The organism is Streptomyces yamdrokensis (assembly GCF_053890455.1).
Window position 1 is genome coordinate 1,852,338 of sequence record NZ_CM132679.1, and the last position, 24,699, is coordinate 1,877,036.

Sequence of the window (24,699 nt, forward strand, 5' to 3'; positions counted from 1 at the left end):
GGGGCGGCCGGTCACACCATCAGGGAGCGGTCGGTCGGGCGGATCGGGGCGTGCAGTTCGCTCGTCCCGGTGAGGTGGCGGTCGCAGCCGCGCGCGGCGGATCGGCCTTCGGCGATCGCCCAGACGATGAGCGACTGGCCGCGTCCGGCGTCACCGGCGACGAAGACGCCCGGCACGCTGGTCTGGAAGTCGGCGTCGCGGGCGATGTTGCCCCGCGCGTCGAGTTCCAGGCCGAACTGCTCGACCAGGCCGTTGTCCCGGTCGGTGCCGGTGAAGCCCATGGCGAGGGTGACCAGCTGGGCCGGGATCCTGCGCTCGGTGCCGGGCTTCTGGGTGAGCCTGCCGTCGACAAACTCGACCTCGGTCAGGTGCAGCCACTGCACGTTGCCGTCCTCGTCGCCCTCGAAGTGGGTGGTGGAGACGGAGTAGACCCGCTCGCCGCCCTCCTCGTGCGCGGAGGTGACCTTGTAGAGCATGGGGAAGGTCGGCCACGGCTGGGTGAGGTCGTCCCGCTCCTCGTTCGGGCGGGGCATGATCTCGAGCTGGGTGACGGAGGCGGCGCCCTGGCGGTGGGCGGTGCCCACGCAGTCGGCACCGGTGTCGCCGCCGCCGATGACGACGACGTGCTTGCCCTCGGCGGTGATCGGCGGGGCGACGTAGTCGCCCTCCTGGACCTTGTTGGCCAGCGGCAGGTACTCCATGGCCTGGTGGATGCCGTCCAGTTCGCGGCCCGGCACCGGCAGGTCGCGCGCACTCGTCGCGCCGACGGCGAGGACGACGGCGTCGTACCGCTTGCGCAGCGCGGTGGCCGGCATGTCCCGGCCGATCTCGACACCGGTGCGGAACTTGGTGCCCTCCGCGCGCATCTGTTCGATACGGCGGTTGATGTGCCGCTTCTCCATCTTGAACTCGGGGATGCCGTACCGCAGGAGGCCGCCGATGCGGTCCGCCCGCTCGTACACGGCGACGGTGTGGCCGGCCCGGGTCAGCTGCTGGGCGGCGGCCAGGCCGGCCGGTCCCGAGCCGACGACGGCGACGGTCTTGCCGGAGAGGCGTTCGGGGATCTGCGGGGCGACGTCGCCGGTCTCCCACGCCTTGTCGATGATCGAGACCTCGACGTTCTTGATGGTGACCGGCGGCTGGTTGATGCCGAGCACGCACGCCGACTCGCACGGAGCGGGGCACAGGCGGCCGGTGAACTCCGGGAAGTTGTTGGTGGCGTGCAGACGCTCGCTCGCCGCCGACCAGTCCTCGCGGTAGGCGTAGTCGTTCCACTCGGGGATGAGGTTTCCGAGCGGGCAGCCGTTGTGGCAGAACGGGATGCCGCAGTCCATGCAGCGGCTGGCCTGCTTGCTGATGATCGGCAGCAGGGAGCCGGGGACGTAGACCTCGTTCCAGTCCTTGACGCGTTCGGGGACCGGGCGGGAGGTGGCGACCTCGCGCCCGTGGTTCAAAAAGCCCTTCGGATCAGCCATTGGTCGCCGCCTCCATCATCTTCCGGTGGGTGTCGGACTCGGAGAGTCCGGCTCGCTCGGCGGCGTCCTTGGCGGCGAGCACTGCCTGGTACGTACTGGGGATGATCTTGCTGAAGCGGGTGGCGCCCCCGTCGGGGCTGTCCCACTCGGCCAGCAGCTTGGCGGCGACGGTGGAGCCCGTCTCCTCCTGGTGCCGGCGCACCACGTCGTGCAGCCAGGCGCGGTCGGTGTCGTCGAGCTCGTGGACGGCGTCCAGGTGGCCGGGGTTGACGTTGTCCAGGTCGAGGTCGATGACGTAGGCGGTGCCGCCGGACATGCCGGCCGCGAAGTTGCGGCCGGTCTCGCCGAGGACGACCGCCCGGCCGCCGGTCATGTACTCGCAGCCGTGGTCGCCGACGCCCTCGGAGACGACCAGCGCGCCGGAGTTGCGGACGCAGAAGCGCTCGCCGACCTTGCCGCGCAGGAACATCTCGCCGCCGGTGGCGCCGTAGGCGAGGGTGTTGCCGGCGATGGTGGAGTACTCGGCGAGGTGGTCGGCGCCCCGGTCGGGGCGGACCACGATCCGGCCGCCGGAGAGGCCCTTGCCGACGTAGTCGTTGGCGTCGCCCTCCAGGCGCAGCGTGATGCCGCGCGGGACGAAGGCGCCGAAGGACTGGCCGGCGGATCCGGTGAAGGTGATGTCGATGGTGTCGTCGGGCAGGCCGGCGCCACCGAACTTCTTCGTCACCTCGTGGCCGAGCATGGTGCCCACGGTGCGGTTGATGTTGCGGATGGCGACCCGGGCGCGGACGGGCTGGGCCTCGCTCGCGCCGTCGGCGGCGAGGGCGTCGGCGGCGAGCTTGATCAGCTCGTTGTCGAGGGCCTTCGCCAGGCCGTGGTCCTGGGTGACGGTCCGGTGGCGGACGGCGCCTTCGGGCAGGTCGGGCACGTGGAACAGCGGGGCGAGTTCGAGGCCCTGCGCCTTCCAGTGGTCGACCGCGCGGGCGACGTCGAGGACCTCGGCGTGGCCGACGGCCTCCTCGATGGAGCGGAAGCCGAGTTCGGCGAGGAGTTCGCGGACCTCTTCGGCGACGAAGCGGAAGAAGTTGACGATGTACTCGGCCTTGCCGGAGAACCGGTCGCGCAGGACCGGGTTCTGCGTGGCGATGCCGACCGGGCAGGTGTCCAGGTGGCAGACGCGCATCATGACGCAGCCGGAGACGACCAGCGGGGCGGTCGCGAAGCCGAACTCCTCGGCGCCGAGGAGGGCGGCGACGACGACGTCGCGGCCGGTCTTGAGCTGGCCGTCGGTCTGGACGACGATCCGGTCGCGCAGGCCGTTGAGGAGCAGGGTCTGCTGGGTTTCGGCGAGGCCGAGCTCCCAGGGGCCGCCGGCGTGCTTGAGGGAGGTCAGCGGGGAGGCGCCGGTGCCCCCGTCGTGACCGGAGATGAGCACGACGTCGGCGTGGGCCTTGGAGACGCCCGCGGCGACGGTGCCGACGCCGACCTCGGAGACCAGCTTGACGTGAATGCGCGCCTCGGGGTTGGCGTTCTTCAGGTCGTGGATGAGCTGGGCGAGGTCCTCGATGGAGTAGATGTCGTGGTGCGGCGGCGGGGAGATGAGGCCGACGCCGGGCGTGGAGTGGCGGGTCTTGGCGACCCACGGGTAGACCTTGTGGCCGGGCAGCTGGCCGCCCTCGCCGGGCTTGGCGCCCTGGGCCATCTTGATCTGGATGTCGTCCGCGTTGACCAGGTACTCGGAGGTCACACCGAAGCGGCCGGAGGCGACCTGCTTGATGGAGGAGCGGCGGGCCGGGTCGTACAGGCGCTCCGGGTCCTCGCCGCCCTCACCGGTGTTCGACTTGCCGCCGAGCTGGTTCATGGCGATGGCGAGGGTCTCGTGCGCCTCCTGGGAGATGGAGCCGTACGACATGGCGCCGGTGGAGAAGCGCTTGACGATCTCGGAGACCGGTTCGACCTCGTCGAGGGGGATCGGCCCCCGGTCCGAGGTGAAGCCGAAGAGGCCGCGGAGCGTCATCAGGCGCTCGGACTGCTCGTTGACGCGGTCGGTGTACTGCTTGAAGACGTCGTAGCGGCCGGAGCGCGTGGAGTGCTGGAGGCGGAAGACCGTCTCGGGGTCGAACAGGTGCGGTTCGCCCTCGCGGCGCCACTGGTACTCGCCGCCTATGTCGAGTGCGCGGTGCGCGGGGGCGATGCCGGTGGCGGGGTACGCCTTGGCGTGGCGGGCGGCGACCTCCTTCGCGACGACGTCGAGACCGACGCCGCCGATCTTGGTGGCGGTGCCGTGGAAGTACTTCTCGACGAATTCCGCGTCGAGGCCGACGGCCTCGAAGACCTGGGCACCGCGGTAGGAGGCGACGGTGGAGATGCCCATCTTGGACATGACCTTCAGGACGCCCTTGCCGAGGGCGTAAATCAGGTTGCGGATGGCCTTCTCGGGCTCGATGCCGGGCAGGAAGGTGCCGGCGCGGACGAGGTCCTCGACGGACTCCATCGCCAGGTAGGGGTTGACTGCGGCGGCGCCGAAGCCGATGAGGAGGGCCACGTGGTGGACCTCGCGGACGTCTCCGGCCTCGACGAGGAGGCCCACCTGGGTGCGCTGCTTGGTGCGGATGAGGTGGTGGTGGACGGCCGCGGTGAGCAGCAGCGACGGGATGGGCGCGTGCTCGGCGTCGGAGTGCCGGTCGGACAGGACGATCAGGCGGGCGCCGTTGTCGATGGCGGCGTCGGCCTCGGCGCAGATCTCGTCGATGCGGGCGGCGAGGCTGTCGCCGCCGCCGGAGACGCGGTAGAGGCCGGAGAGGGTGGCGGCCTTGAAGCCGGGCAGGTCGCCGTCGGCGTTGACGTGGATGAGCTTGGCGAGCTCGTCGTTGTCGATGACGGGGAAGGGCAGGACGACGGTGCGGCAGGCCGCGGCGCTCGGTTCGAGCAGGTTGCCCTGGGGGCCGAGCGGGCTGCGCAGGGAGGTGACCAGTTCTTCGCGGATCGCGTCCAGCGGCGGGTTGGTGACCTGGGCGAACAGCTGGGTGAAGTAGTCGAAGAGGAGCCGGGGGCGGTCCGAGAGGGCGGCGATGGGCGAGTCGGTGCCCATGGAGCCGATGGGCTCGGCGCCGGCCTTGGCCATCGGGGCGATCAGGACGCGCAGCTCCTCCTCGGTGTAGCCGAAGGTCTGCTGGCGGCGGGTGACCGAGGCGTGGGTGTGCACGATGTGCTCACGCTCGGGCAGGTCGGACAGCTGGATCTCGCCGGCTTCGAGCCACTGGGCGTAGGGGTGCTCGGCGGCGAGCTGGGCCTTGATCTCGTCGTCCTCGATGATGCGGTGCTCGGCGGTGTCCACGAGGAACATGCGGCCGGGCTGCAGGCGGCCCTTGCGGACGACCTTCGCGGGGTCGATGTCGAGGACGCCGACCTCGGAGCCGAGGACGACGAGGCCGTCGTCGGTGACCCAGTAGCGGCCGGGGCGCAGGCCGTTGCGGTCGAGTACGGCGCCGACCTGGGTGCCGTCGGTGAAGGTGACGCAGGCGGGACCGTCCCAGGGCTCCATCATCGTGGAGTGGTACTGGTAGAAGGCGCGGCGTGCGGGGTCCATGGAGCCGTGGTTCTCCCACGCCTCGGGGATCATCATGAGCACCGAGTGCGGCAGGGAGCGTCCGCCGAGGTGCAGCAGTTCGAGGACCTCGTCGAAGGACGCCGAGTCGGAGGCGTCGGGGGTGCAGACGGGGAAGGTCCGCTCGAGGCCGGCGGAGCCACTGTGCCCACGGTCGGCGGAGCCACTGTGCCCACGGTCGGCGGAGCCGAACAGTTCGGAGGCCAGCTGGGACTCGCGGGCGCGCATCCAGTTGCGGTTGCCCTTGACGGTGTTGATCTCGCCGTTGTGGGCGACGAAGCGGTAGGGGTGTGCGAGGGGCCACGAGGGGAAGGTGTTCGTGGAGAACCGGGAGTGCACCAGTGCGAGCGCGGAGCCGAAGCGGCGGTCGGACAGGTCCGGGAAGAAGGGCTCGAGCTGACCGGTGGTGAGCATGCCCTTGTAGACGATGGTCCGCGCGGACAGCGACGGGAAGTAGACGCCCACCTCGCGCTCGGCGCGCTTGCGCAGCACGAAGGCCGTGCGGTCGAGGTCGATGCCCCGGGACGCGTGGTCCGTGACGAAGATCTGGCGGAAGACCGGCATCGTGGAGCGGGCGGTGGCGCCGAGCAGGTCGGGCGCGACGGGCACCTCGCGCCAGCCGAGGACGGTCAGGCCCTCGGCGGCTGCGATCTCCTCGATGCGGGCGACGGTCTCGTCCGTGGCGTCCGCGGGGAGGAAGGCGGTGCCGACGGCGTAGGCGCCGGCCTCGGGCAGTTCGAATCCGGCCACCTCGCGGAAGAAGGCGTCCGGGACCTGGGAGAGGATGCCCGCGCCGTCACCGGAGTCCGGCTCGGAGCCGGTGGCGCCGCGGTGTTCCAGGTTGCGCAGGACCGTGAGGGCCTGCTCGACCAGGGTGTGGGACGCCTCGCCGGTGAGGGTGGCGACGAAGCCGACGCCGCAGGCGTCGTGCTCGTCGCGGGGGTCGTACATGCCCTGCGGGGCAGGGCGAGCATCCATGAAGGACCAGTTCTGGCCCTGCGCGGAATGCTGGGACGGCTGGCGCGGCGTACGCATCGGCTCTCCCGTCGTCGTCATGTGGCATGTGCAAAGTGCCGAGGGACGACGTTGGCCCTCTGCGTGACTGCAAAATTTCGTGCAGGTTACACGATGGATCGGTTCCCGGTAAGCGGGACATTCCGTTCCACCATGTGGACACCATGCGGGTCACGGCGGGGTTCCGCGCCTGGCGGTGGAAGCTGGGGGACCGGGGCGGGCAGATCGGTGTCCGCCGGTCCGAGGGCGGGGGTGGGCTTGTTCACCCACTCCCGCGGCTGCGTCGTGAGCCTCATTGCCCACAGTGCTTTCGGCTCATGCCCGGTCGTCACGCGGTCGAAACCAATGAGTAACAGCTACTTGTACGGTTCCTCGCGCGAAAGCGGAGCCGGGGCGTCGGTGCCGCCCGTCCGCGCCGGGCGCCGTACCGGCGCCCGGTCGGGGCAGCGGTACCGGGCCGTGCGAGCGCGGTCGTCCGGGCCGGGTCATCCTACGGCCGTTCCGAGCAGGGTGCCCAGGGCGTACGTCACACCGGCCGCCGCGCCACCGAGGGCGAGCTGCCGCAGACCGCTGTACCACCAGGTCCGCGCGGTCACCTTGGCGACCACCGCCCCGCACAGGAAGAGCCCCAGCAGCGCCACCAGCACGGCGGGCCACAGCGCGCTCGCGCCGAGCAGGTACGGCAGGACGGGGAGCAGCGCGCCGAGCGCGAAGGCGCCGAAGCTGGAGGCCGCGGCCACGGTGGGAGACGGCAGGTCGCCGGGGTCGATGCCCAGTTCCTCGCGGGCGTGGATCTCCAGCGCCTGTTCGGGGTCCCGCGACAGCTGCCGGGCCACCTCGGCGGCGAGCTCCGGCTCGACGCCCCGGGCCTCGTAGAGGGAGGCGAGTTCGGCCTCCTCGTCCTTGGGGTGCTTGCGCAGCTCGCGTCGCTCGACGGCCAGCTCGGCCTCGACGAGCTCGCGCTGGGAGGCGACGGAGGTGTACTCGCCGGCGGCCATGGAGAAGGCGCCGGCCGCCAGGCCCGCGAGACCGGTGATGACGATGGTCTGCTGGCCGACCGAGCCGCCGGCGACGCCGGTCATCAGCGCGAGGTTGGAGACCAGGCCGTCCATCGCCCCGAACACGGCGGGGCGCAGCCAGCCGCCGGTGACATCGCGGTGCGTGTGGTTGTCGCGGTGCGCCTCGTGCAGCGTCGCCTCGGTCTCGATGATCGCCATGCCGTCCCCCAGGGAGTTCGCGAAAGCGCCTGCAAGCCGCCGACGACGACCGACACAGGCCCAATTTAGACAGTTTCCATTTCTCGACTGAACCCAATTTACGCCTGCGGATCCTCTTCCGCCAGCAAGGAAAGGCTGCTCTAACCTGCGGTTTCGCTCATTTCACCGCTCGTGCGCGGGAGGGTCCGCGCAGATGCCGACCGGGTGACACCGAGGTTCGCGAGGCTGTGTCGGACATCACACCGGGGACAGTTCCGCAAAGGGCTTCGCGCCTCTCAGGGGCGCCCCTGAGAGGAGAGCCGCTTATGGCACCGATCGCCCGCATCCCCTCGGCCCCGGTGTCCGGGGACTGTCTCGGGCACCGCGAACGGGCACGCGGCGCGCTGCTCGGCCTGGCCGTCGGTGACGCGCTGGGCGCCCCGGCCGAGAACATGAAACCGTCCGAGATCCGCGCCCGGTGGGGCCGCATCACCGGGTACGTGGCGGAGCGTCCCGCGGGCACGGACGACACCGAGTACGCGATCCTCTCCGGCCTGCTGCTGGCCCGGCACGGGTCGGCGCTCACCCCGGCGCAGGTCGGGGCTGCCTGGCACGAGTGGATCGCGGACCGTGCCGAGGGGCGGTTCCGCGGGGCCGGTTTCAGCGAGCGCGGCACCCTGGAGAACCTCCGCCGGGGGCTGGCCGCCCCGGTCTCCGCGCAGCACCGCCACGCCTGGAGCGACGGGCTGGCGATGCGGGCGGCACCGCACGGCGTCTTCGCGGCGGGCCGTCCCGCCGAAGCGGCCCGGCTGGCGGCGATCGACGGCTCGGTCAGTCACGACGGAGAGGGCATCTACGGAGGCCAGGCGGTCGCGGCGGGCGTGGCGGCGGCGATGACGGGGGCACCGGTGGTCACCGTCGTGGCCACCGCGCTGGCCCTGGTGCCGGAGGACTCCTGGACCGCCCGTTCCCTGCGCCGTGCCGTCACCGCCGCCCACTGGGGCGAACGCGCGGTCCGCTCCGCGGTCGTGATCGGCGGCTACCCCTGGACCGACCTGGCCCCCGAGGCCGTCGCCCTGGCCTTCGGCGCGTACGCGGCGGCGGACGGGGACTTCGAGCAATCGGTGCTGACGGCCGTCAACATGGGCCGCGACGCGGACACCACGGCGGCGGTGGCGGGCGCCCTCGCGGGTGCGACCCGGGGTGCCGGCGCGATCCCGGAGGCATGGGCGGCCGCCATCGGCCCGGCCCGCGGCAGCTGCCTCCCCGCGATGGCGGGCCACCACGTCCTGGACATCGCGGACCTCCTCACCCCGACAGCGGCCGACAACACCGCGGAGACCACGTCATGACCCTCTCCCCGCCGGCAACAGCACCCACGTCGACACCACCGGACCGACCGCCGGAACACCCCCCACCAGACCACGGACCCCATCCGACCGACACGACCGAGACCCCCCGCCCCGAAGGCGCCCCCGAGGCCGTCGCCGACGGCCAAGCCCCGCCAGGGCCGCCCGTACCCGGCCACGACACCCGCACGGGCAGTGCGGGCGAACACCGGACCGAAGGCGAAACCGACGCCTCCACAACCCACCGGACCCGCACCACACCCCTCACCCCGCCACCGCAGGCACCCCGGATCGAGGGTCTCCTCCTCGGCCTCGCCGCCGGAGACGCCGCCGGCTGGCCCGCCGCACGGCACCGCGCCGCCCGGATGCCCGAGTGGACCCGGCGCCTCACCCGGGAGCTGGACACCTTCGCCGAGCAGAACGCGACCACCACCCTTCCCGTGCCCATCGCCCTCAACCAGCCCCCGGAACCCCTGCGCCTCGGCCCCTCCGACGACGCCGAGTGGGCGGTGTTCGCCGCCGAGGCGGTGCTGCGGGCCGGCGACGACGGCGCGCTCGGCGACCTGAGCCGCGAGCGCCGCACCCGGGCCGCCATCGACCTCACGTGGAACGCCATGGCCGGCGAGGTCGCCGCGGCGGCGCAACGGGCGCCCGAGATCGAGTCGGCCGTCCTCCCGCTGCGCGCCCGTATCTCCGTACGGGCCGGGCTCGGCAACCTCGCCACCGGTCTGCGCCCGCCCGCCACCGGCCACGACAACCCGCACTACTTCGACGACGCGGCCTGCGTACGGGCCTGCGTCCTGGCCGTGGCCCATCCCGGCGACCCCGAAGGCGCCGCCGCGCTCGCCGAGTTCGACGCCCGCTACACCCAGGACGGCGACGGCGTGCACGGCGCCCGCGCGATGGCCGCCGCCGTCGCCCTCGCGCTGGCCGGAGCGGACGTGGAGGCATGCGTGGCGGCCGCGGTCGCCGAGTTGCCCGAGGAGACGGAGATCGGCCGCAACACCCGGCACGCGCTGCGGCTCGCCGCGGACGCCGACGGCGCCTTCGCTCTGGTACCGCCCCTGGAGCACCAGATCGTCGACCACGTCTACAGCTACGGCATCGCCGCCGCCGAGACCGTCCCCGTGGCCCTCGCGCTGGCGACCGCCGCGCACGGCCGGATCGCGGAGGCGGTCCCCGCGGCGGCCTGTCTGTCCCGGGTGGCGGACTCGGCACCCGCCCTCGTCGGCGCGCTGACCGGCGCGCTCGGCGGCGGCACGGCGATCCCGGAATCCTGGCGGGAGAGCTGCCGCACCCTCTCGGGCTGCACACTCCCCCGGCTCACCGGCACCGACCTGGTGGAACTCGCCGGACTCCTGGAAGCGGCACAACCGCCTCCCCCCGGAGGATGATTCGGGCATGACGCTCAAAGAGCAGGAAAAGCGGGTCCGGGGCGCCTCCCTGGACGAGCGGATCACCGGCGCGCTGGTGGGTGCCGCCGTCGGCGACGCGCTCGGCGGCCCGGTCGAGGGGTACTCCCCCGAGCAGATCGCCGAGCGCCACGGCGGCCGTGTCCACGGCGTCGTCGGCCCCTGGAACGGCGACGCCTGGCGCACCGCCCGCCCCATCGCCCCGTACCACAAGGGCGACGGCCACGTCACCGACGACACCCTCATGACGCACGCCCTGGTCCGGGTGTACGCGCGGGTCCGGGACCATCTGGACGCCCACGCCGTCGCCGACCACCTGGTTCCGGACCTGATGACGCACCCCCGCTGGATCCCGGAGCTGGAGGCGGAGGCGCTCCCGTTGCAGCGGATCTTCCTCGCGGAGAAGTGGCTGGTGGCCCGGATCCACTACGGCCATGTCGACCCGCGTGAGGCCGGCGTCGGAAACATCGTCAACTGCGGTGCCGCGATGTACATGGCCCCGGTCGGCCTGGTCAACGCGGCCCGTCCGGCGGGCGCCTACGCCGAGGCGCTGGATGTCGCGGGGGCCCACCAGTCGTCGTACGGCCGGGAGGCGGCGGGCGTCCTGGCGGCGGCCGTGGCGGCGGCGTGCGTACCGGGGGCGACACCGGACTCGGTCGTCGCGGCCTGCCTGTCCCTGGCGAAGGACGGCACGCGGACGGCGATCGAACGGGTCTGCGAAGTGGCGTCCCGCCACACGGACTTCGAGTCCGCGCTGCGCCCGCTGCGGGAGGCGGTGGCCCCGTACGACACCGTGGGCCCCGACTACCGCTCTCCCTCGCTGGGCGCCCGCCGTCCGTCGCGGCTGCACGCGATCGAGGAACTCCCGGTCGCGCTGGGCATGGTGGTGGTGGCCGGCGGCGACTTCCGGCACGCGGTGCTGGGCGCGGTGAACTACGGCCGGGACTGCGACTCCATCGCCACGATGGCCGGCGCCGTGACGGGCGCCCTCGGTTCGCCGGTCCCCGGGGACTGGGCGAGGACGGTGGCCGAGGCCAGCCGTCTCGACCTCCTGGAACCCGCGGCCGCGCTGACGGAGGTGGCCCGCGAGGTCTTCGCGCGCGACGTGTCCCGGCGCCGGGCCCACGAGAAGGCGTTCGCCGAGATGGGAGGCGCGGGATGCTCCGACTGACCTGGGTCCAGCCGGAGGACCTGATCGGGCACGAGCTGCGCCAGGCCGCCCAGGACGGCCGGGCGGCCGCCGCCGTCGCCGCCGTCGCGGCCCGGTGGCACGCGGCGGGCGGCCCCGCGGCCCCGCCCCGCGCGGGCGCCTCCCCGCGGCCGGCGTCCGGCTACCTCCGGCTGCTGGCCGGGGACCTCCTGGACGAACTCGCCGACCTGCCCAGCGGCCTGGCGGACGACGAACCGACGGACCTCGACGCCATCAGGTCCCTGTGCCCCCACTGGCCTCCACCCGTCGACGCCGCTCCCCCGGCCGCCCCTGACCGGCTCGAAGCCGCCTGGCTCGGCCGTGCCGTCGGCTGCCTGCTCGGCAAGCCGGTGGAGAAACTCCCCCTCGACGGCATCCGGCAGCTCGCCCGGGCCACCGGGAACTGGCCTCTGAACGGCTACTTCACCGCCCGCGGAGTACCCGGGGAGCTGGCCGCGCGCCACCCCTGGAACCGTCGCTCGGCGGCCACCTCCCTCGCCGAGAACATCGACGGGATGCCCGAGGACGACGACCTCGACTACCCGCTCCTCAACCTGCTGCTGCTCCAGCGGTACGGCAAGGCGTTCACCACCGCGGACGTGGCCCGGCTCTGGCTGGACGAACTCCCCGCGGGCCGCGCCTTCACCGCCGAACGCGTCGCCTACCGCAACCTCCTCGCCGGCATCGAGCCGCCGCGCACCGCCCGCCACCGCAACCCGTTCCGCGAGTGGATCGGAGCCCTGATCCGCGCCGACGTGCACGGCTGGACCAACCCCGGTGACCCGGCGGGCGCCGCCGAACAGGCGCACCGCGACGCCACCCTCACGCACACCGCGGGCGGCGTCCACGCCGCGATGTTCGGCGCGGCCGTCATCGCCACCGCCGCGGGCGCGGGAACAGGCACAGGAACAGACGCAGGCCCCCCCGACATCCACGCCTGCCTGCGCGCCGGCCTCACCGTCGTACCGCCCCGCTCCCGGCTCGCCCGCGCCGTGCGCGAGGCCGTACGGCTGGCACACGAGCACGACGACTTCGACACCGTCGTCGACCGGCTCCACGCCCTGCACGCCGGTGTCCACTGGGTGCACGCCGTCCCCAACACCGCCCTGATCGCCGCCGCCCTCACCCACGCGGACGGCGACTTCACCGGCGCCGTCTGCCGTGCGGTGTCCGGCGGCTGGGACACGGACTCGAACGGCGCGACGGCCGGCGGCATCGCCGCCCTGCTCGCCGGCTCCCCCGCCGCGCTCCCCGAACGCTGGACGGCCCCGCTGAAGAACCGGCTGGCCACCTCCGTCGGCGGCTTCAACGGCGTCGGCTTCGACACCCTGGCCCGTCTGACCCGTCTGGAGGCCTCCCGCCCATGACCCGGCCCACCACACCCACCGCGCCCTCCCCCACCACCACTGCTCCCCCGCCCCCGCTGACCGGCCTGCGCGTCCTGGACCTCGCCACCCTCTTCGCCGGCCCCCTCGCCGCGACCCTGCTCGGCGACTTCGGCGCGGAGGTCGTCAAGGTCGAGCACCCGAAGAAGCCCGACCCCTCCCGCGGACACGGCCCGTCGAAGAACGGCGTGGGGCTGTGGTGGAAGATGCTCGGCCGCAACAAGCGGACCATCACCCTCGACCTGTCCACCCGTGGCGGCCGGGCGACCCTGCTGCGTCTCGCCGGGACCGCCGACGTGATCATCGAGAACTTCCGGCCCGGCACCCTGGAGAAGTGGGACCTGGGCTGGAGCGAACTGTCCGCCGTCAACCCCCGTCTCGTCCTGGTCAGGGTCACCGGCTTCGGTCAGTTCGGCCCGTACGCGCACCGCCCCGGCTTCGGCACGCTCGCCGAGGCGATGAGCGGCTTCGCCGCCATCACCGGTGAACCGGACGCGCCCCCGACCCTGCCGCCGTTCGGCCTGGCCGACTCCATCGCGGGCCTGACCACGGCGTACGCGGTGATGACGGCGCTCGCCGGGCGGGAGCGCACCGGCGAGGGCCAGGTCGTCGACATGGCCCTCATCGAACCGATCCTCACCGCACTCGGCCCCCAGCCGACCTGGTACGACCAGCTCGGCCATGTCCAGCCACGGACCGGCAACCGCTCCCAGAACAACGCCCCGCGCGGTACCTACCTCACCGCCGACGGCACCTGGGTCGCCGTCTCCACCTCGGCCCAGTCGGTCGCCGAGCGGGTGATGCGGCTGGTGGGGCGGCCCGAACTGATCGACGAACCGTGGTTCGCCACCGGCGCCGGCCGCGCCCGGCACGCGGACCTCCTGGACGGGGCGGTGGGCGGCTGGATCGCCTGCCGTACCCGTACCGACGTGCTCGCGGCCTTCGAGAAGGCCGAGGCCGCGGTGGCCCCCGTGCAGGACGTACGGGACGTGATGACCGACCCGCAGTACCAGGCCCTGGACACCATCACCACGGTCGACGACCCGGAGCTGGGGCCGCTGCGCATGCAGAACGTCCTCTTCCGGCTCTCCCGCACCCCCGGCGCGATCCGCTGGGCGGGCCGCCCGCACGGCGCGGACACCGACGAGGTGCTGACCGAACTGGGACTCACCCCGGCCGAGCTGACGGCCCTGCGCGCACAGGGCGCGTTGTGACGGCGGGGTCCCCGCTGACCTGGCTGTACGCGCCGGGCGACCGGCCGCGTGTGGTGGCGAAGGCGCTCGTGTCCGGGGCCGACGTGGTGGTGATCGACCTGGAGGACGCGGTCGCCCCCGACCGCAAGGCGTACGCCCGTGCCGCCACCGCCGAGTTGCTGCGCGACCCGCAGCCGGTCCCGGTCCACGTCCGCGTCAATGCCCCGGCCTGCCCCTGGGGAGAGGCCGACCTGGCGGCCGTCGCCCCGGCCGGAGGCCTGGCGGGCCTGGCGGGCCTGCGGCTGCCCAAGGTGTCCTCGCCCGCCGACGTCGTCCAGGTCGCGCGGCGGACCGTGTCCGCCCACGGCGGCGCGCTCGCCCTGTACGCGCTGCTGGAGACGGCCCTCGGCATCGAGCGGGCGCACGACGTGGCCACCGCCCACCCGTCCCTGTGCGGCATCTCGATCGGCGAGGAGGACCTGCGGACCGACCTGGGCGTGCGTGAGGACGCGGGCCTCGACTGGTCCCGCTCCCGCGTGGTCGTCGCCGCGCGGGCGGCGGGTCTGGCCCCGCCCGCCCAGTCCGTCCATCCCGACACCCGCGACCTGGACGGTCTCCTCGCCTCCTGCGCCCGGGGCCGCGCCCTGGGCTTCCTGGGCCGCGCCGCCATCCACCCGCGTCAACTGCCGGTCATCGAGCGCGCCTATCTGCCCACGGAGGAGGAGATCGAGCGGGCGGAGACGGTCGTCAAGGCGGCGGCCGACGAGAAGGGCGCCCAGGCGCTGTCCGACGGCCGCTTCATCGACGCGGCGGTGGTGACGGCCGCCCAGCGGGTCCTCTCCCTGGCCCGCCGCGTCTGAGCCTCCCGCACACACGCCGTGGGGCGCCCGGAGATCCCGGGCGCCCCACGGCGTCGTACCTGTGCGACGGGCCGCCGGTCAGCGGCAGAACGGCCGGCCGGGCAGACCGTCAGCTCTTCTTCGCCGACCCGGCCCCGTCCTTGGACCGCGCGTCCCCGGAATCCGCCTTGGCGTCCCCCGTCTTCGCGTCCTCGTCCTTCGCGTCACCCGGCTCGGCTGCGTCCTTGGCCGCCGCGCCGTCGCCGTCGTTCTCCTTCGGGTCCGTGCCGGCCTTGGACCCGGTGTCCGGCTTCTTCGGCCCGGGTTCTTCCTTTTCCCGCTCCGCCCCCGGGGAGTCCGCCTCGCCGTCCTCGCCGTCCTCGCCGACGGCCTCCGGCTCGTCGCCCCCGGCGAAACCGTCTGCCGCGCCCGGTTCCACCACGGTCTCGCGTCCCGGGCGCAGTTTCGCCGACACCACGAAGTACACGACCGCGAGCACGAACACGATCAACGCGGTCCAGTTGTTCAACCGCAGGCCCAGGACTTGGTGGGCCTCGTCGACGCGCATGTACTCGATCCAGAACCGGCCCGCGCAGTACGCGGCGACGTACAGCGCGAACACCCGTCCGTGTCCGAGCTTGAAGCGGCGGTCCGCCCAGATGATCAGCAGGGCGACACCCACGCACCACAGCGACTCGTACAGGAACGTCGGGTGGTAGTACCCCGGTACCCGGCCGCCGTCCGTGGACGTGATGTGCAGCGCCCAGGGAAGGTCCGTCTCCCGCCCGTACAGCTCCTGGTTGAACCAGTTGCCCCAGCGTCCGATCGCCTGTGCCATCACCAGACCGGGGGCCAGGGCGTCGGCGTACGGCGGCAGGGCGATGCCCCGGCGCCGGCAGGCGATCCAGGCACCCACCGCGCCCAGCGCGACGGCGCCCCAGATACCGAGGCCGCCCTCCCAGATCTTGAAGGCGTCGACCGGGTTCCGGCCCTCGCCGAAGTAGAGCTGGTAGTCGGTGATCACGTGGTAGAGGCGACCACCGACCAGCCCGAACGGGACGGCCCAGAACGCGATGTCCCAGGCGGTGCCCTTCCGGCCGCCGCGCGCCACCCACCGGCGGTCGACGATCCAGAGGGCGACGAAGAGGCCGGCGAGGATGCTGAAGGCATAGCCGCGGAGCGGAACGGGGCCGAGGTACAGCACCCCGCTCGACGGGCTGGGAATGTAGGCAAGTTCCATGGCAGGGTCGACGCTACCGTGCCGGACCGACCGCACGGTGGGCGGCCCGGCTACGGGTCCATAACGGGAAGGCGCGCAGCCCTACTGCCGATTGGCCTCCTCCACCATCTCCTTGAGCTTCGCCGGGGTCATCGACTGGTCCTGGTAGATGTTCTTGTCGCCGAGCAGGACGGTCGGTGTGCCGGAGAAGCCGCCCTCCTGGAAGGCCTCGTTGGACTTCGCCACCCAGCTGTTGTGCGTGCCGTCCTCCACGCAGCTGCGGAAGGCGGGGGTGTCGAGGCCCTCGACCTTGCCGGCCAGCTCGATGAGCTTGGCGTTGTCGGCGAAGGCGTCGTCCGGCTCCGGGGGCTGGTTGTCGAACAGCACGTCGTGGTACTCGGTGAACTTTCCGGCGTCCTGGGCGCAGGCCGCCGCGTTGGCGGAGTTGCGGGAGCCGGTGCCGCCCATGTTCCCGTCGATGAGCGTGACCAGGTGGTACTCGATCTTCAACTGGCCGGACTCGGTCAGCTCGTGGAGCGTCGGCCGGTACGCCAGCTCGAAGGACTTGCAGGCGGGGCAGCGGAAGTCCTCCCACACGGTGAGAGTGGACTTGGCGCTCTCCTTGCCTGCCGGGATGGCCAGGCCGTCCTTGCCGAGCGCCCCCGAGGGCGCCACCACCGGGCCTGCCTCCTCGCTGCCGTCGTCCTTGCCCGCGTTGGCGGCGACGATGCCGATCACCGCCGCGAGTGCCAGGACACAGACCACGCTCGCACCCACGATCAGGGTGCGGCGCCGCCTGTCCGCCGCCTTCTGCTTCTCACGCTCGACCGCCAGCCGCTCACGGGCGGTGCGCTTTCCCTCACGGTTCTTCTCGCTCACACCCCGCAGAACGAACCGGGGAGGCGCAACGCGCCTCCCCGGCCTCAGGTCCACCCGTACGAGGGACCCGTATGACTAACTACCGAGCTCCTGCCGATGCCCGGGCATCAGTGCCGCCGTCACGTCCGGCCGCGCACGCCCCTGGCCAGCTCGCCCGCGAGTGCCCGCACGGCCTGGAGGCCCGCGGCCTGGTCGGGGGCGTCCAGCAGCCGCTTGACGAAGGCCGATCCGACGATCACGCCGTCGGCGAAGCGGGCGACCTCTGCGGCCTGGGTGGCGTCGGAGACGCCGATCCCGACGCACACCGGCAGGTCGGCGCGGCTCGCCCGGGCGCGTGCCACGAGTTCCTCGGCCTGCGCGCCGACCGACTCACGGGTGCCGGTGACGCCCATGAGGGAGGCGGCGTAGACGAAGCCGCTGCCCGCCGCGGTGATCTCGGCGAGCCGCTCGTCCCTGCTGCTGGGCGCGACGACGAAGACGGTGGCGAGCCCGTGTTTGCCGGCGTGCTCCCGCCACAGTGCCGATTCCTGGACGGGCAGGTCGGGCAGGATGCAGCCGGCGCCGCCCGCCTCGGCGAGTTCGGCGGTGAACCGCTCGACGCCGTAGCGGTCGACGGGGTTCCAGTACGTCATGACGAGGATCGGCTTCCCGGTGGCCCGGTGGGCCTCCCGGACCGTGCGCAGCACGTCGGCGATCCGCACGCCGCCGCGCAGCGCGATGTCGTCGGCGGTCTGGATGACGGGCCCGTCGAGGACGGGGTCGCTGTGCGGCAGGCCCACCTCCACGACGTCGGCGCCGCCGTCGATGACGGCCTTGACGGCGTCGATGCCGCCGTCGACGGTCGGGAACCCGGCCGGGAGGTAGGCGATCAGCGCGGCGCGGCCCTCGGACCTCGCCGCGGCGAGGGTGTCGTGCAGCAGCTTCACGTTCCCGCTCACTTGGCGTCCCCCTCGATCTCGGCGGTGCCGGCGTCCGCGTCGGCGGCGACCTCGCTGTCGGTGTCGTACAGGCCGAAGTAGCGGGCGGCGGTGTCCATGTCCTTGTCGCCGCGGCCGGACAGGTTGACGACGATCAGCCCGTCCTCGCCCAGTTCCCTGCCGACCTCCAGGGCGCCGGCCAGCGCGTGGGCGCTCTCGATGGCCGGGATGATGCCCTCGGTGCGCGACAGCAGCCTCAGGGCCTGCATGGCGGCGTCGTCGGTGACCGCGCGGTATTCGCCGCGGCCGGAGTCCTTGAGGTGGGAGTGCTCGGGTCCGATGCCCGGGTAGTCGAGCCCGGCCGAGATGGAGTACGGCTCGGTGATCTGGCCCTCGTCGTCCTGGAGGACGTAGGACCGCGAGCCGTGCAGGATGCCGGGCTCGCCCGCGGTGAGGGTGGCCGCGTGCTCGCCGCTTTCGATGCCGTGTCCGGCGGGTTCGCAGCCGATGAGCCGGACCGAGGTGTCCGGGATGAAGGCGTGGAAGAGGCCGATGGCGTTGGAGCCGCCGCCGACGCAGGCGATCGCGGCGTCGGGCAGCCGTCCGGTGCGTTCCAGCAGCTGGCGGCGGGTCTCGACGCCGATGACGCGGTGGAAGTCGCGGACCATGCCGGGGAAGGGGTGGGGTCCGGCGACGGTGCCGAAGAGGTAGTGCGTGCGGTCGACGTTGGCGACCCAGTCGCGGAACGCCTCGTTGATGGCGTCCTTGAGGGTGCGGCTGCCGGACTTCACGGCGATGACCTCGGCGCCGAGCATGCGCATCCGGGCCACGTTGAGGGCTTGGCGCTCGGTGTCGATCTCGCCCATGTAGATGGTGCAGTCGAGGCCGAACAGGGCGCAGGCGGTGGCGGTGGCGACGCCGTGCTGACCGGCGCCGGTCTCGGCGATGACGCGGGTCTTGCCCATCCGCCGGGTGAGCAGGGCCTGGCCGAGCACGTTGTTGATCTTGTGGGAACCGGTGTGGTTGAGGTCCTCACGCTTGAGGAAGACCCGGGCGCCGCCGGCGTGTCCGGCGAACCGGGGCACCTCGGTGAGGGCGCTCGGGCGGCCGGTGTAGTGGACCATCAGGTCGTCGAGTTCGCGCGCGAACTCGGGGTCGGCCTTGGCCTTGTCGTACTCGACGGCGACCTCGTCCACGGCGGCGACGAGCGCCTCCGGGATGAACTTGCCGCCGAACGCGCCGAAGTAGCCCTCGGCGCTGGGGGTTCGACCCTCCGGGTCGGGAATGAAGAAGTCGCTGGGCATGCGTGATCCTCACGGTGAGTGGCGTTCGGGCACTGGTCGCCGTGGGGGCGGGGATGGTCAGGCCGCTGCGGGCCGGACGTGGCCGGTCGCGTCCGCGCGGCAGAGCCGCGTGTCCGGGCACGACCCCGCGCCCCTGCGGGCGGGGTGCTGCCATCGCATGCCGTTGACCTGGCCGGGCTCGTCACCGATGACGTAGCGCACCCGGCGGCCGTGCACGCGGCGTGCGGGGGCCCGGCAGCCGCGCGGACGGCAGCCGCGGGCGAGGCGCGCGTACGGGTCCCTGGTCGCCAGGGTGATCGGGAGGGTCATCGGTGCCAAGCCTAGCGGGGGGTCAGCCGCGCCCGTGGCGCAGTGCCGGGTGTTCGCCGGCCGCCACCAGGTCGGCGACCGCGGTCTTCGGGTCGCGGCCGGTGACCAGGGACTCTCCCACCAGTACGGCGTCGGCGCCGGCGTTGGCGTAGGCGATGAGGTCGTGCGGGCCGCGGACGCCGGACTCGGCGACCTTGACGAGGTGGTCGGGGATCTCGGGGGCGATCCGCTCGAAGGTGCCGCGGTCGACCTCGAGGGTCTTGAGGTTGCGCGCGTTGACCCCGATGATCCTGGCGCCGGCGTCGACCGCGCGCTCGACCTCGTCCTCGTCGTGCACCTCGACGAGCGGGGTGAGTCCGATGGACTCGGCGCGCTCGATCAGCGATTCCAGGGCGGGCTGTTCGAGGGCGGCGACGATGAGCAGGGCGAGGTCGGCGCCGTGCGCCCGTGCCTCCCAGAGCTGGTACGAGGTGACGATGAAGTCCTTGCGCAGGACGGGGATGTCCACCCGCGCGCGGACCGCCTCCAGGTCGGCGAGCGAACCGCCGAAGCGGCGCTGTTCGGTGAGGACGGAGATGACGGCCGCGCCACCCGCCTCGTAGTCGGCGGCGAGTCCGGCCGGGTCGGCGATCGCGGCGAGCGCTCCCTTGGACGGGCTGGAGCGCTTGACCTCGCAGATCACCTTGACGCCCTCGCCGCGCAGGGCGGCCACGCCGTCCTTGGCCGCGGGAGCCTTCGCCACGCGCTCCTTGAGCTCGTCGAGGCCGACTTGTGCCTGCCGCTCCGCGAGGTCGGCACGGACTCCGTCGATGATCTCGTCGAGCACACTCACGCGAGGGGCCCCCTTCCAGACGGTCCGTCTTCGGTGCGTTCGTTTCCGTCCTTGTGGCGTTCCCCGTCCTGGCGGGCGGGTCGCCGGACGAAACCGGTGGTCACTGCGATGGTATCCGCAGCAGGGGGTACGCCTCACATCCGGTTGACGCCGGTCCCACTACCTGGACGTTCACCAGTTGATCAAGGATGCAGCCAGCCACCGAACGGCAGGTTCCGGACAACCGTGAAGACCAGTACGAACGCCCCCAGGGACCACAGGAGCACCGGTTGGGGGTCGACGCGTATGGGTTTTCCGCGCGCCGCGCGGACCACCCATACGGTCCACAGGACGGCGAAGGCCGCGTAGCCGAGGACGGCGGGCGCGTTGGCTTGGAGGGCGGCCAGGAGGTCGCCGTGGGCGACGGCGTGCGCGCTGCGCAGTCCGCCGCAGCCGGGGCAGTACAGGCCGGTGAGGCGCAGCAGCGGGCAGGCGGGGTAGTGCCCGGGCTCGTTGGGGTCCACCGCCCCGACGTAGGCGAAGGCTCCGGCGACGGCGGCGAGCGCTCCGGCGGGGAGGGCCAGACGGGCGGCGGCGGAGCGGGAGACGCTGGGGCTGACGGCGTTCACACGGGCATTGTGCCCCGCGCACACGCGTCAGGGGCGGTTGCGGCACCCGTGTGCCGGCCGCCCCCGTCCGGGAGTGCTCCCGGCGTTCAGCTGTCGGCTCGGACCGGCTCGCGGTCGGCGGAGGGCGGGTTGACGGGGTGGACGTGCTGCTGCTGGCCCATGCCCATCTTCTTCATGATGCCGCCGACGACACCGCCGAGCAGCACGACGACCATGCCGGCCCAGAAGCCCACCGGCGAGTTCATCACCATGAACATGCTCGCGACGCAGAAACCGATGAACGAGATGATGACACCGGTCCAGGCGGCCGGGGTGTGACCGTGGCTGCTGCCCGCCATTGCTTGCTCCTCAGTGCTGTGTGCGTGTCTGAGCAGGATGCTCGGATCAATTGTCCCGCACGCGCGCGCGTGCCGTGATCGGGGGTCCTCCTCCGCGCGGTGAACGCCCCTCGCCCGCCGCTCGGCGGAGGGGAGACGGCGGCCCGGTGGTTCAGACTCCGGTGGGGTCCTCGCCGCGGTCGAGGGCCTTCCACAGTTCCTCCGGCCGGTCGGGATCGCCGGCGGCGGCCGTACGGCGTGGCCGCGGGGCGGCGGCGCGCTCGTAACGGCCGGACATCGCGGGCCACAGCCTGCCGTGGCGCAGGGCGAGCACGCCGGCCACCAGGAGCAGCAGGCCGCCCGCGGCCGCGACGTAGGGCCAGGCCGTGTGGCCGAGGGCCTCCACGGTGGCCGACGTGTCGCCGGAGACCTCGGCGGCCTTGTCGTCGAGCGCGGAGCTGTCGAGGGCGCCGAGCAGGGCGGCCACTGCGGTGCCCGCTCCGGCCAGGGCGAGCAGCGCGGCGACGGCGGACCGGCCGGCCCGGCGGACGGCGAAGACGGCGACGAGCGCGGCCAGGCCCACCACGGCGAGGGCGGCGGGGACGCCGGTGACGTCGCTGCCGCTCGCGGTCAGGGGGAAGGAGCCGCCGGCCACGGTCGCGGTGCCCTCGGACCACTGCTGCCGGGTGGCGAGCAGGACCACGGCGGCGCCCAGGGCACCGCAGAGCAGGGCGACGGCGAGGCTGAGGCGGCCGGTCCGGGCGGAGCCGGCGGCCTCGGAACGGGAGTGGGGAACAGCAGTCACGTACTCCACTATCGCGTGAACCGCGTGCGAACGGTCACCCGGGGCTCGTCCCGGTCGTATCTCACACGGCTCCGGGCGCGTGGCACACGGTCCCCGGTGCGTCCGGCGCCTTCCCCGGGCGCGCGGGTCACACCGTGCCCAGCCGGTTCGCCGTGTGGACGGCGCGCAGCACGGCGGCCGCCTTGTTGCGGCACTCGGTGTCCTCGGCCACGGGGTCGGAGTCGGCGACGATTCCGGCGCCCGCCTGGACGTACGCGGTGCCGTCGCGCAGCAGCGCGGTGCGGATCGCGATGGCGGTGTCGGAGTCCCCGGCGAAGTCCAGGTAGCCGACGCAGCCGCCGTACAGCCCGCGCCGGGACGGCTCGAGTTCGTCGATGATCTGCATGGCGCGGGGCTTGGGAGCGCCGGAGAGGGTGCCGGCCGGGAAGCAGGCGGTGAGCACGTCGAAGGCGGAGCGGCCGGGCGCGACCCGGCCGGTGACCGTCGAGACGATGTGCATGACGTGCGAGTACCGCTCGACGGACATGAAGTCGACGACCTCGACGGAGCCGGGCTCGCAGACCCGCCCGAGGTCGTTGCGGCCCAGGTCGACGAGCATGAGGTGCTCGGCGCGCTCCTTGGGGTCGGCGAGCAGTTCCTCGGCGAGGGCCTGGTCCTCCTGCGGGGTGGCACCACGCGGCCGGGTGCCGGCGATGGGGTGGACCATCGCCTGCCCGTCGTCGACCTTCACGAGTGCTTCGGGGGACGATCCGACGACGTCGAAGTCGTCGAAGCGGAACAGGTACATGTAGGGCGAGGGGTTGGTGGCCCGCAGCACCCGGTAGACGTCCAGGGCGCTCGCCGTGCAGGGGGTCTCGAACCGCTGGGAGGGGACGACCTGGAAGGCCTCTCCCGCGCGGATGCGTTCCTTGATGTCCTCGACGGCGGCCCGGAAGTCGGGGCCGCCCCACAGGGCGGTGTGGTCGGGGAGTTCGGAGGGCGGGAGGGCGGCCGGGGGCTGGGCCACCGCGCGGGAGAGGTCGGCCTCCATGGCGTCCAGCCGGGCCACGGCATCGGCGTGGGCCTCGTCGACGCCGGTCTCCAGGTCGTTGTGGTTGATCGCGTTGGCGATCAACCAGACGGAGCCCTCCCAGTGGTCCATCACGGCGAGGTCGCTGGTGAGCAGCATGGTCAGCTCGGGCAGCCGCAGGTCGTCCCGCTCGCCGGGGCCGATGTTCTCGAGCCGGCGCACGATGTCGTAGCCGAGGTAGCCGACCATGCCGCCGGTGAAGGGCGGCAGGCCGAGGTCGTGGGCGAGGTCGCGCGGGGTGTGCAGGGCTTCGAGGGTGGAGCGCAGTGCGGCGAGCGGGTCGCCGCCCACCGGTACGCCGACGGGCGGGGTGCCCTGCCAGTGCGCCTGCCCGTCCTGCTCGGTGAGGGCGGCGGCGCTGCGGACGCCGACGAAGGAGTAGCGGGACCAGGAGCGCCCGTTCTCGGCGGACTCCAGGAGGAAGGTGCCGGGGCGGTCCGCGGCGAGCTTGCGGTAGAGCGCGACCGGGGTGTCGCCGTCGGCGAGCAGTTTGCGGGTGACCGGGATGACCCGGCGGTCGGCGGCGAGCTTGCGGAACGTCTCGAGGTCCATGGCGGCAGACCTTACTGACCGGGGGCGTGCGCGCCCGCGGGGGTGTCCGTGAGCAGCACGTCGGCGTCGAAGCAGGTGCGGGCGCCGGTGTGGCAGGCGGCGCCCGTCTGGTCGACCTGGACGAGGACGGTGTCGGCGTCGCAGTCCAGGGCGACGGACTTCACGTGCTGGACGTGCCCGGAGGTGTCGCCCTTGACCCAGTACTCCTGGCGGCTGCGCGACCAGTAGGTGCAGCGGCCGGTGGTCAGGGTGCGGTGCAGTGCCTCGTCGTCCATCCAGCCCAGCATCAGCACCTCGTGGGTGTCGTACTGCTGGGCGATGGCGGGCAGGAGGCCGTCGGGGCTGCGCTTGAGCCGTGCGGCGATCTCGGGGTCGAGGCGGCTGGGCCGGGACGTGCTGGTCATGGAAGCCATTGTGCCGTGCGGGAGGGCGCCGTCCGGCTGCCCGTCCACCGACTGGAAGGGCGCGGCAGGGGCCGGGGCGCGTACGCGCCCCGTCGGGGAGTGGCCGGGCGACGGGTGTGCGGACCGGGCGGGTCACCGTAGGCTGGCTTCATGTCGACCCATGCCAAGCGTGAACGACTTCTCCTGGCCGATCTGCTGGAGACCGCGGGCCCGGAAGCGCCCACTCTGTGCGAGGGCTGGCGCGCCCGCGACCTCGCCGCCCACGTGGTGGTGCGCGAGCGCCGGCCGGACGCCGCCGGCGGGATCGTGGTCAAGCAGCTCGCCCAGCGTCTGGAGCGGGTGACGGCGGAGTTCACCGCCAAGCCGTACGAGGAGCTGATCCAGCTCATCCGTAGCGGCCCGCCGCGCTTCTCGCCCTTCAACCTCAAGCAGATCGACGAGCTGTCGAACGTCGTCGAGTTCTACGTCCACACGGAGGACGTGCGCCGCGCGCAGCCCGAGTGGACGCCGCGTGAGCTCGACCCGGTGTTCCAGGACACCCTGTGGTCGCGGCTGGAGCAGACCGCCCGGATGGTGGGCCGTGGCGCGGCCACGGGCCTGGTGCTGCGCCGCCCGGACGGCCGGACGGCGGTGGCCCACCGCGGCACACCGGTGGTCACGGTGACCGGTGAGCCCTCGGAGCTGGTGCTGTTCGTCTACGGGCGGCGTGAGGTGGCCGAGGTCGAGCTGGTGGGCGACGCGGACGCGATCGAGAAGCTGAACGCGTCCAGGCAGCTCGGCATCTGAGTCCGAACGATCCCGGGGGCCGCCCGGCACCGCAGGACC

General features: G+C 73.0%; 21 protein-coding genes. 7 read left to right on the forward strand and 14 right to left on the reverse strand.

Features of this window, described 5'->3' with window-relative positions; genetic code table 11:
• Window positions 1–11: 11 nt before the first annotated feature.
• From ACWZEH_RS07715 to ACWZEH_RS07725, 3 genes are all read right to left on the reverse strand, one after another.
• Window positions 12–1,475 (reverse strand): glutamate synthase subunit beta, encoded by a 1,464-nt coding sequence (locus ACWZEH_RS07715; RefSeq protein ID WP_456196825.1) that lies wholly within the window; start codon window positions 1,473–1,475, stop codon window positions 12–14.
• Window positions 1,468–6,117 (reverse strand): glutamate synthase large subunit, encoded by a 4,650-nt coding sequence (gene gltB / locus ACWZEH_RS07720; protein ID WP_456199490.1) that lies wholly within the window; start codon window positions 6,115–6,117, stop codon window positions 1,468–1,470. Before gltB ends, ACWZEH_RS07715 begins: the two co-directional genes overlap by 8 nt.
• Window positions 6,118–6,581: 464 nt before the next feature.
• Window positions 6,582–7,313 (reverse strand): VIT1/CCC1 transporter family protein, encoded by a 732-nt coding sequence (locus ACWZEH_RS07725; protein WP_456196826.1) that lies wholly within the window; start codon window positions 7,311–7,313, stop codon window positions 6,582–6,584.
• Window positions 7,314–7,618: 305 nt separating this feature from the next.
• Here ACWZEH_RS07725 and ACWZEH_RS07730 point away from each other — a divergent pair, with 305 nt between their 5' ends.
• The 6 genes from ACWZEH_RS07730 to ACWZEH_RS07755 are packed head-to-tail and all read left to right on the forward strand — an operon-like array spanning window position 7,619 to window position 14,680.
• On the forward strand, window positions 7,619–8,644 hold the full coding sequence (locus ACWZEH_RS07730; protein ID WP_456196828.1) for an ADP-ribosylglycohydrolase family protein: 1,026 nt from the start codon (window positions 7,619–7,621) through the stop codon (window positions 8,642–8,644).
• Entirely contained in the window at window positions 8,641–10,035 is a 1,395-nt protein-coding gene (locus tag ACWZEH_RS07735; protein WP_456196830.1) for an ADP-ribosylglycohydrolase family protein, read from the forward strand. The genes ACWZEH_RS07730 and ACWZEH_RS07735 overlap by 4 nt, the downstream gene beginning before the upstream one ends.
• Before the next feature lie 7 nt (window positions 10,036–10,042).
• Complete coding sequence (locus tag ACWZEH_RS07740; RefSeq protein WP_456196832.1) at window positions 10,043–11,224, forward strand: ADP-ribosylglycohydrolase family protein; 1,182 nt, start codon at window positions 10,043–10,045, stop codon at window positions 11,222–11,224.
• A complete protein-coding gene (locus ACWZEH_RS07745; protein WP_456196834.1) occupies window positions 11,212–12,609 on the forward strand; it encodes an ADP-ribosylglycohydrolase family protein in 1,398 nt (465 codons plus the stop codon). The genes ACWZEH_RS07740 and ACWZEH_RS07745 overlap by 13 nt, the downstream gene beginning before the upstream one ends.
• Window positions 12,606–13,841 (forward strand): CaiB/BaiF CoA transferase family protein, encoded by a 1,236-nt coding sequence (locus ACWZEH_RS07750; protein WP_456196836.1) that lies wholly within the window; start codon window positions 12,606–12,608, stop codon window positions 13,839–13,841. Before ACWZEH_RS07745 ends, ACWZEH_RS07750 begins: the two co-directional genes overlap by 4 nt.
• Window positions 13,838–14,680 carry an HpcH/HpaI aldolase/citrate lyase family protein gene (locus ACWZEH_RS07755; RefSeq protein ID WP_456196838.1) on the forward strand — a complete coding sequence of 281 codons (843 nt, stop codon included), beginning with the start codon at window positions 13,838–13,840 and terminating at the stop codon, window positions 14,678–14,680. Before ACWZEH_RS07750 ends, ACWZEH_RS07755 begins: the two co-directional genes overlap by 4 nt.
• Before the next feature lie 109 nt (window positions 14,681–14,789).
• Here ACWZEH_RS07755 and lgt read toward each other — a convergent pair whose 3' ends face one another.
• The 11 genes from lgt to hisI all read right to left on the reverse strand — a co-directional run bounded on the left by lgt (window position 14,790) and on the right by hisI (window position 23,874).
• Entirely contained in the window at window positions 14,790–15,899 is a 1,110-nt protein-coding gene (gene lgt, locus ACWZEH_RS07760) for a prolipoprotein diacylglyceryl transferase (RefSeq protein ID WP_456196840.1), read from the reverse strand.
• Window positions 15,900–15,980: 81 nt separating this feature from the next.
• Window positions 15,981–16,757: a DsbA family protein gene (locus tag ACWZEH_RS07765; RefSeq protein WP_456196842.1), complete on the reverse strand. Its 777-nt coding sequence runs from the start codon at window positions 16,755–16,757 to the stop codon at window positions 15,981–15,983.
• A 119-nt stretch (window positions 16,758–16,876) separates the two neighbouring features.
• Window positions 16,877–17,695 (reverse strand): tryptophan synthase subunit alpha, encoded by an 819-nt coding sequence (trpA, locus tag ACWZEH_RS07770; RefSeq protein WP_456196844.1) that lies wholly within the window; start codon window positions 17,693–17,695, stop codon window positions 16,877–16,879.
• Window positions 17,692–18,978, reverse strand: coding sequence for a tryptophan synthase subunit beta (gene trpB / locus ACWZEH_RS07775; protein WP_456196846.1), 1,287 nt, complete (start codon window positions 18,976–18,978; stop codon window positions 17,692–17,694). The genes trpA and trpB overlap by 4 nt, the downstream gene beginning before the upstream one ends.
• Window positions 18,979–19,035: 57 nt before the next feature.
• Window positions 19,036–19,287 carry a tryptophan biosynthesis modulator TrpM gene (gene trpM, locus ACWZEH_RS07780; RefSeq protein WP_456196848.1) on the reverse strand — a complete coding sequence of 84 codons (252 nt, stop codon included), beginning with the start codon at window positions 19,285–19,287 and terminating at the stop codon, window positions 19,036–19,038.
• A 22-nt stretch (window positions 19,288–19,309) separates the two neighbouring features.
• Complete coding sequence (gene trpC / locus ACWZEH_RS07785; RefSeq protein WP_456196849.1) at window positions 19,310–20,119, reverse strand: indole-3-glycerol phosphate synthase TrpC; 810 nt, start codon at window positions 20,117–20,119, stop codon at window positions 19,310–19,312.
• Window positions 20,120–20,301: 182 nt separating this feature from the next.
• Window positions 20,302–20,727: a DUF2752 domain-containing protein gene (locus ACWZEH_RS07790; protein ID WP_456196851.1), complete on the reverse strand. Its 426-nt coding sequence runs from the start codon at window positions 20,725–20,727 to the stop codon at window positions 20,302–20,304.
• Window positions 20,728–20,813: 86 nt separating this feature from the next.
• Window positions 20,814–21,065, reverse strand: coding sequence for an HGxxPAAW family protein (locus tag ACWZEH_RS07795; RefSeq protein ID WP_456196853.1), 252 nt, complete (start codon window positions 21,063–21,065; stop codon window positions 20,814–20,816).
• Between the two features lie 151 nt (window positions 21,066–21,216).
• A complete protein-coding gene (locus tag ACWZEH_RS07800; RefSeq protein WP_456196855.1) occupies window positions 21,217–21,858 on the reverse strand; it encodes a TIGR02234 family membrane protein in 642 nt (213 codons plus the stop codon).
• A gap of 118 nt (window positions 21,859–21,976) precedes the next feature.
• Entirely contained in the window at window positions 21,977–23,470 is a 1,494-nt protein-coding gene (locus tag ACWZEH_RS07805; RefSeq protein ID WP_456196857.1) for an anthranilate synthase component I, read from the reverse strand.
• Between the two features lie 11 nt (window positions 23,471–23,481).
• A complete protein-coding gene (gene hisI, locus ACWZEH_RS07810) occupies window positions 23,482–23,874 on the reverse strand; it encodes a phosphoribosyl-AMP cyclohydrolase (RefSeq protein ID WP_456196859.1) in 393 nt (130 codons plus the stop codon).
• Window positions 23,875–24,024: 150 nt separating this feature from the next.
• Here hisI and ACWZEH_RS07815 point away from each other — a divergent pair, with 150 nt between their 5' ends.
• Window positions 24,025–24,660 carry a TIGR03085 family metal-binding protein gene (locus ACWZEH_RS07815; RefSeq protein ID WP_456196861.1) on the forward strand — a complete coding sequence of 212 codons (636 nt, stop codon included), beginning with the start codon at window positions 24,025–24,027 and terminating at the stop codon, window positions 24,658–24,660.
• The last annotated feature ends 39 nt before the right edge of the window (window positions 24,661–24,699 follow it).

Coding starts and splice junctions, on each gene's coding strand:
- ACWZEH_RS07715 (WP_456196825.1), bottom strand. CDS start 1,475: ATGGCTGATCCGAAGGGCTTTTTGAACCACGGGCGCGAGGTCGCCACC.
- gltB (WP_456199490.1), bottom strand. CDS start 6,117: ATGCGTACGCCGCGCCAGCCGTCCCAGCATTCCGCGCAGGGCCAGAAC.
- ACWZEH_RS07725 (WP_456196826.1), bottom strand. CDS start 7,313: ATGGCGATCATCGAGACCGAGGCGACGCTGCACGAGGCGCACCGCGAC.
- ACWZEH_RS07730 (WP_456196828.1), top strand. CDS start 7,619: ATGGCACCGATCGCCCGCATCCCCTCGGCCCCGGTGTCCGGGGACTGT.
- ACWZEH_RS07735 (WP_456196830.1), top strand. CDS start 8,641: ATGACCCTCTCCCCGCCGGCAACAGCACCCACGTCGACACCACCGGAC.
- ACWZEH_RS07740 (WP_456196832.1), top strand. CDS start 10,043: ATGACGCTCAAAGAGCAGGAAAAGCGGGTCCGGGGCGCCTCCCTGGAC.
- ACWZEH_RS07745 (WP_456196834.1), top strand. CDS start 11,212: ATGCTCCGACTGACCTGGGTCCAGCCGGAGGACCTGATCGGGCACGAG.
- ACWZEH_RS07750 (WP_456196836.1), top strand. CDS start 12,606: ATGACCCGGCCCACCACACCCACCGCGCCCTCCCCCACCACCACTGCT.
- lgt (WP_456196840.1), bottom strand. CDS start 15,899: ATGGAACTTGCCTACATTCCCAGCCCGTCGAGCGGGGTGCTGTACCTC.
- trpB (WP_456196846.1), bottom strand. CDS start 18,978: ATGCCCAGCGACTTCTTCATTCCCGACCCGGAGGGTCGAACCCCCAGC.
- trpM (WP_456196848.1), bottom strand. CDS start 19,287: ATGACCCTCCCGATCACCCTGGCGACCAGGGACCCGTACGCGCGCCTC.
- ACWZEH_RS07795 (WP_456196853.1), bottom strand. CDS start 21,065: ATGGCGGGCAGCAGCCACGGTCACACCCCGGCCGCCTGGACCGGTGTC.
- ACWZEH_RS07805 (WP_456196857.1), bottom strand. CDS start 23,470: ATGGACCTCGAGACGTTCCGCAAGCTCGCCGCCGACCGCCGGGTCATC.
- hisI (WP_456196859.1), bottom strand. CDS start 23,874: ATGACCAGCACGTCCCGGCCCAGCCGCCTCGACCCCGAGATCGCCGCA.
- ACWZEH_RS07815 (WP_456196861.1), top strand. CDS start 24,025: ATGTCGACCCATGCCAAGCGTGAACGACTTCTCCTGGCCGATCTGCTG.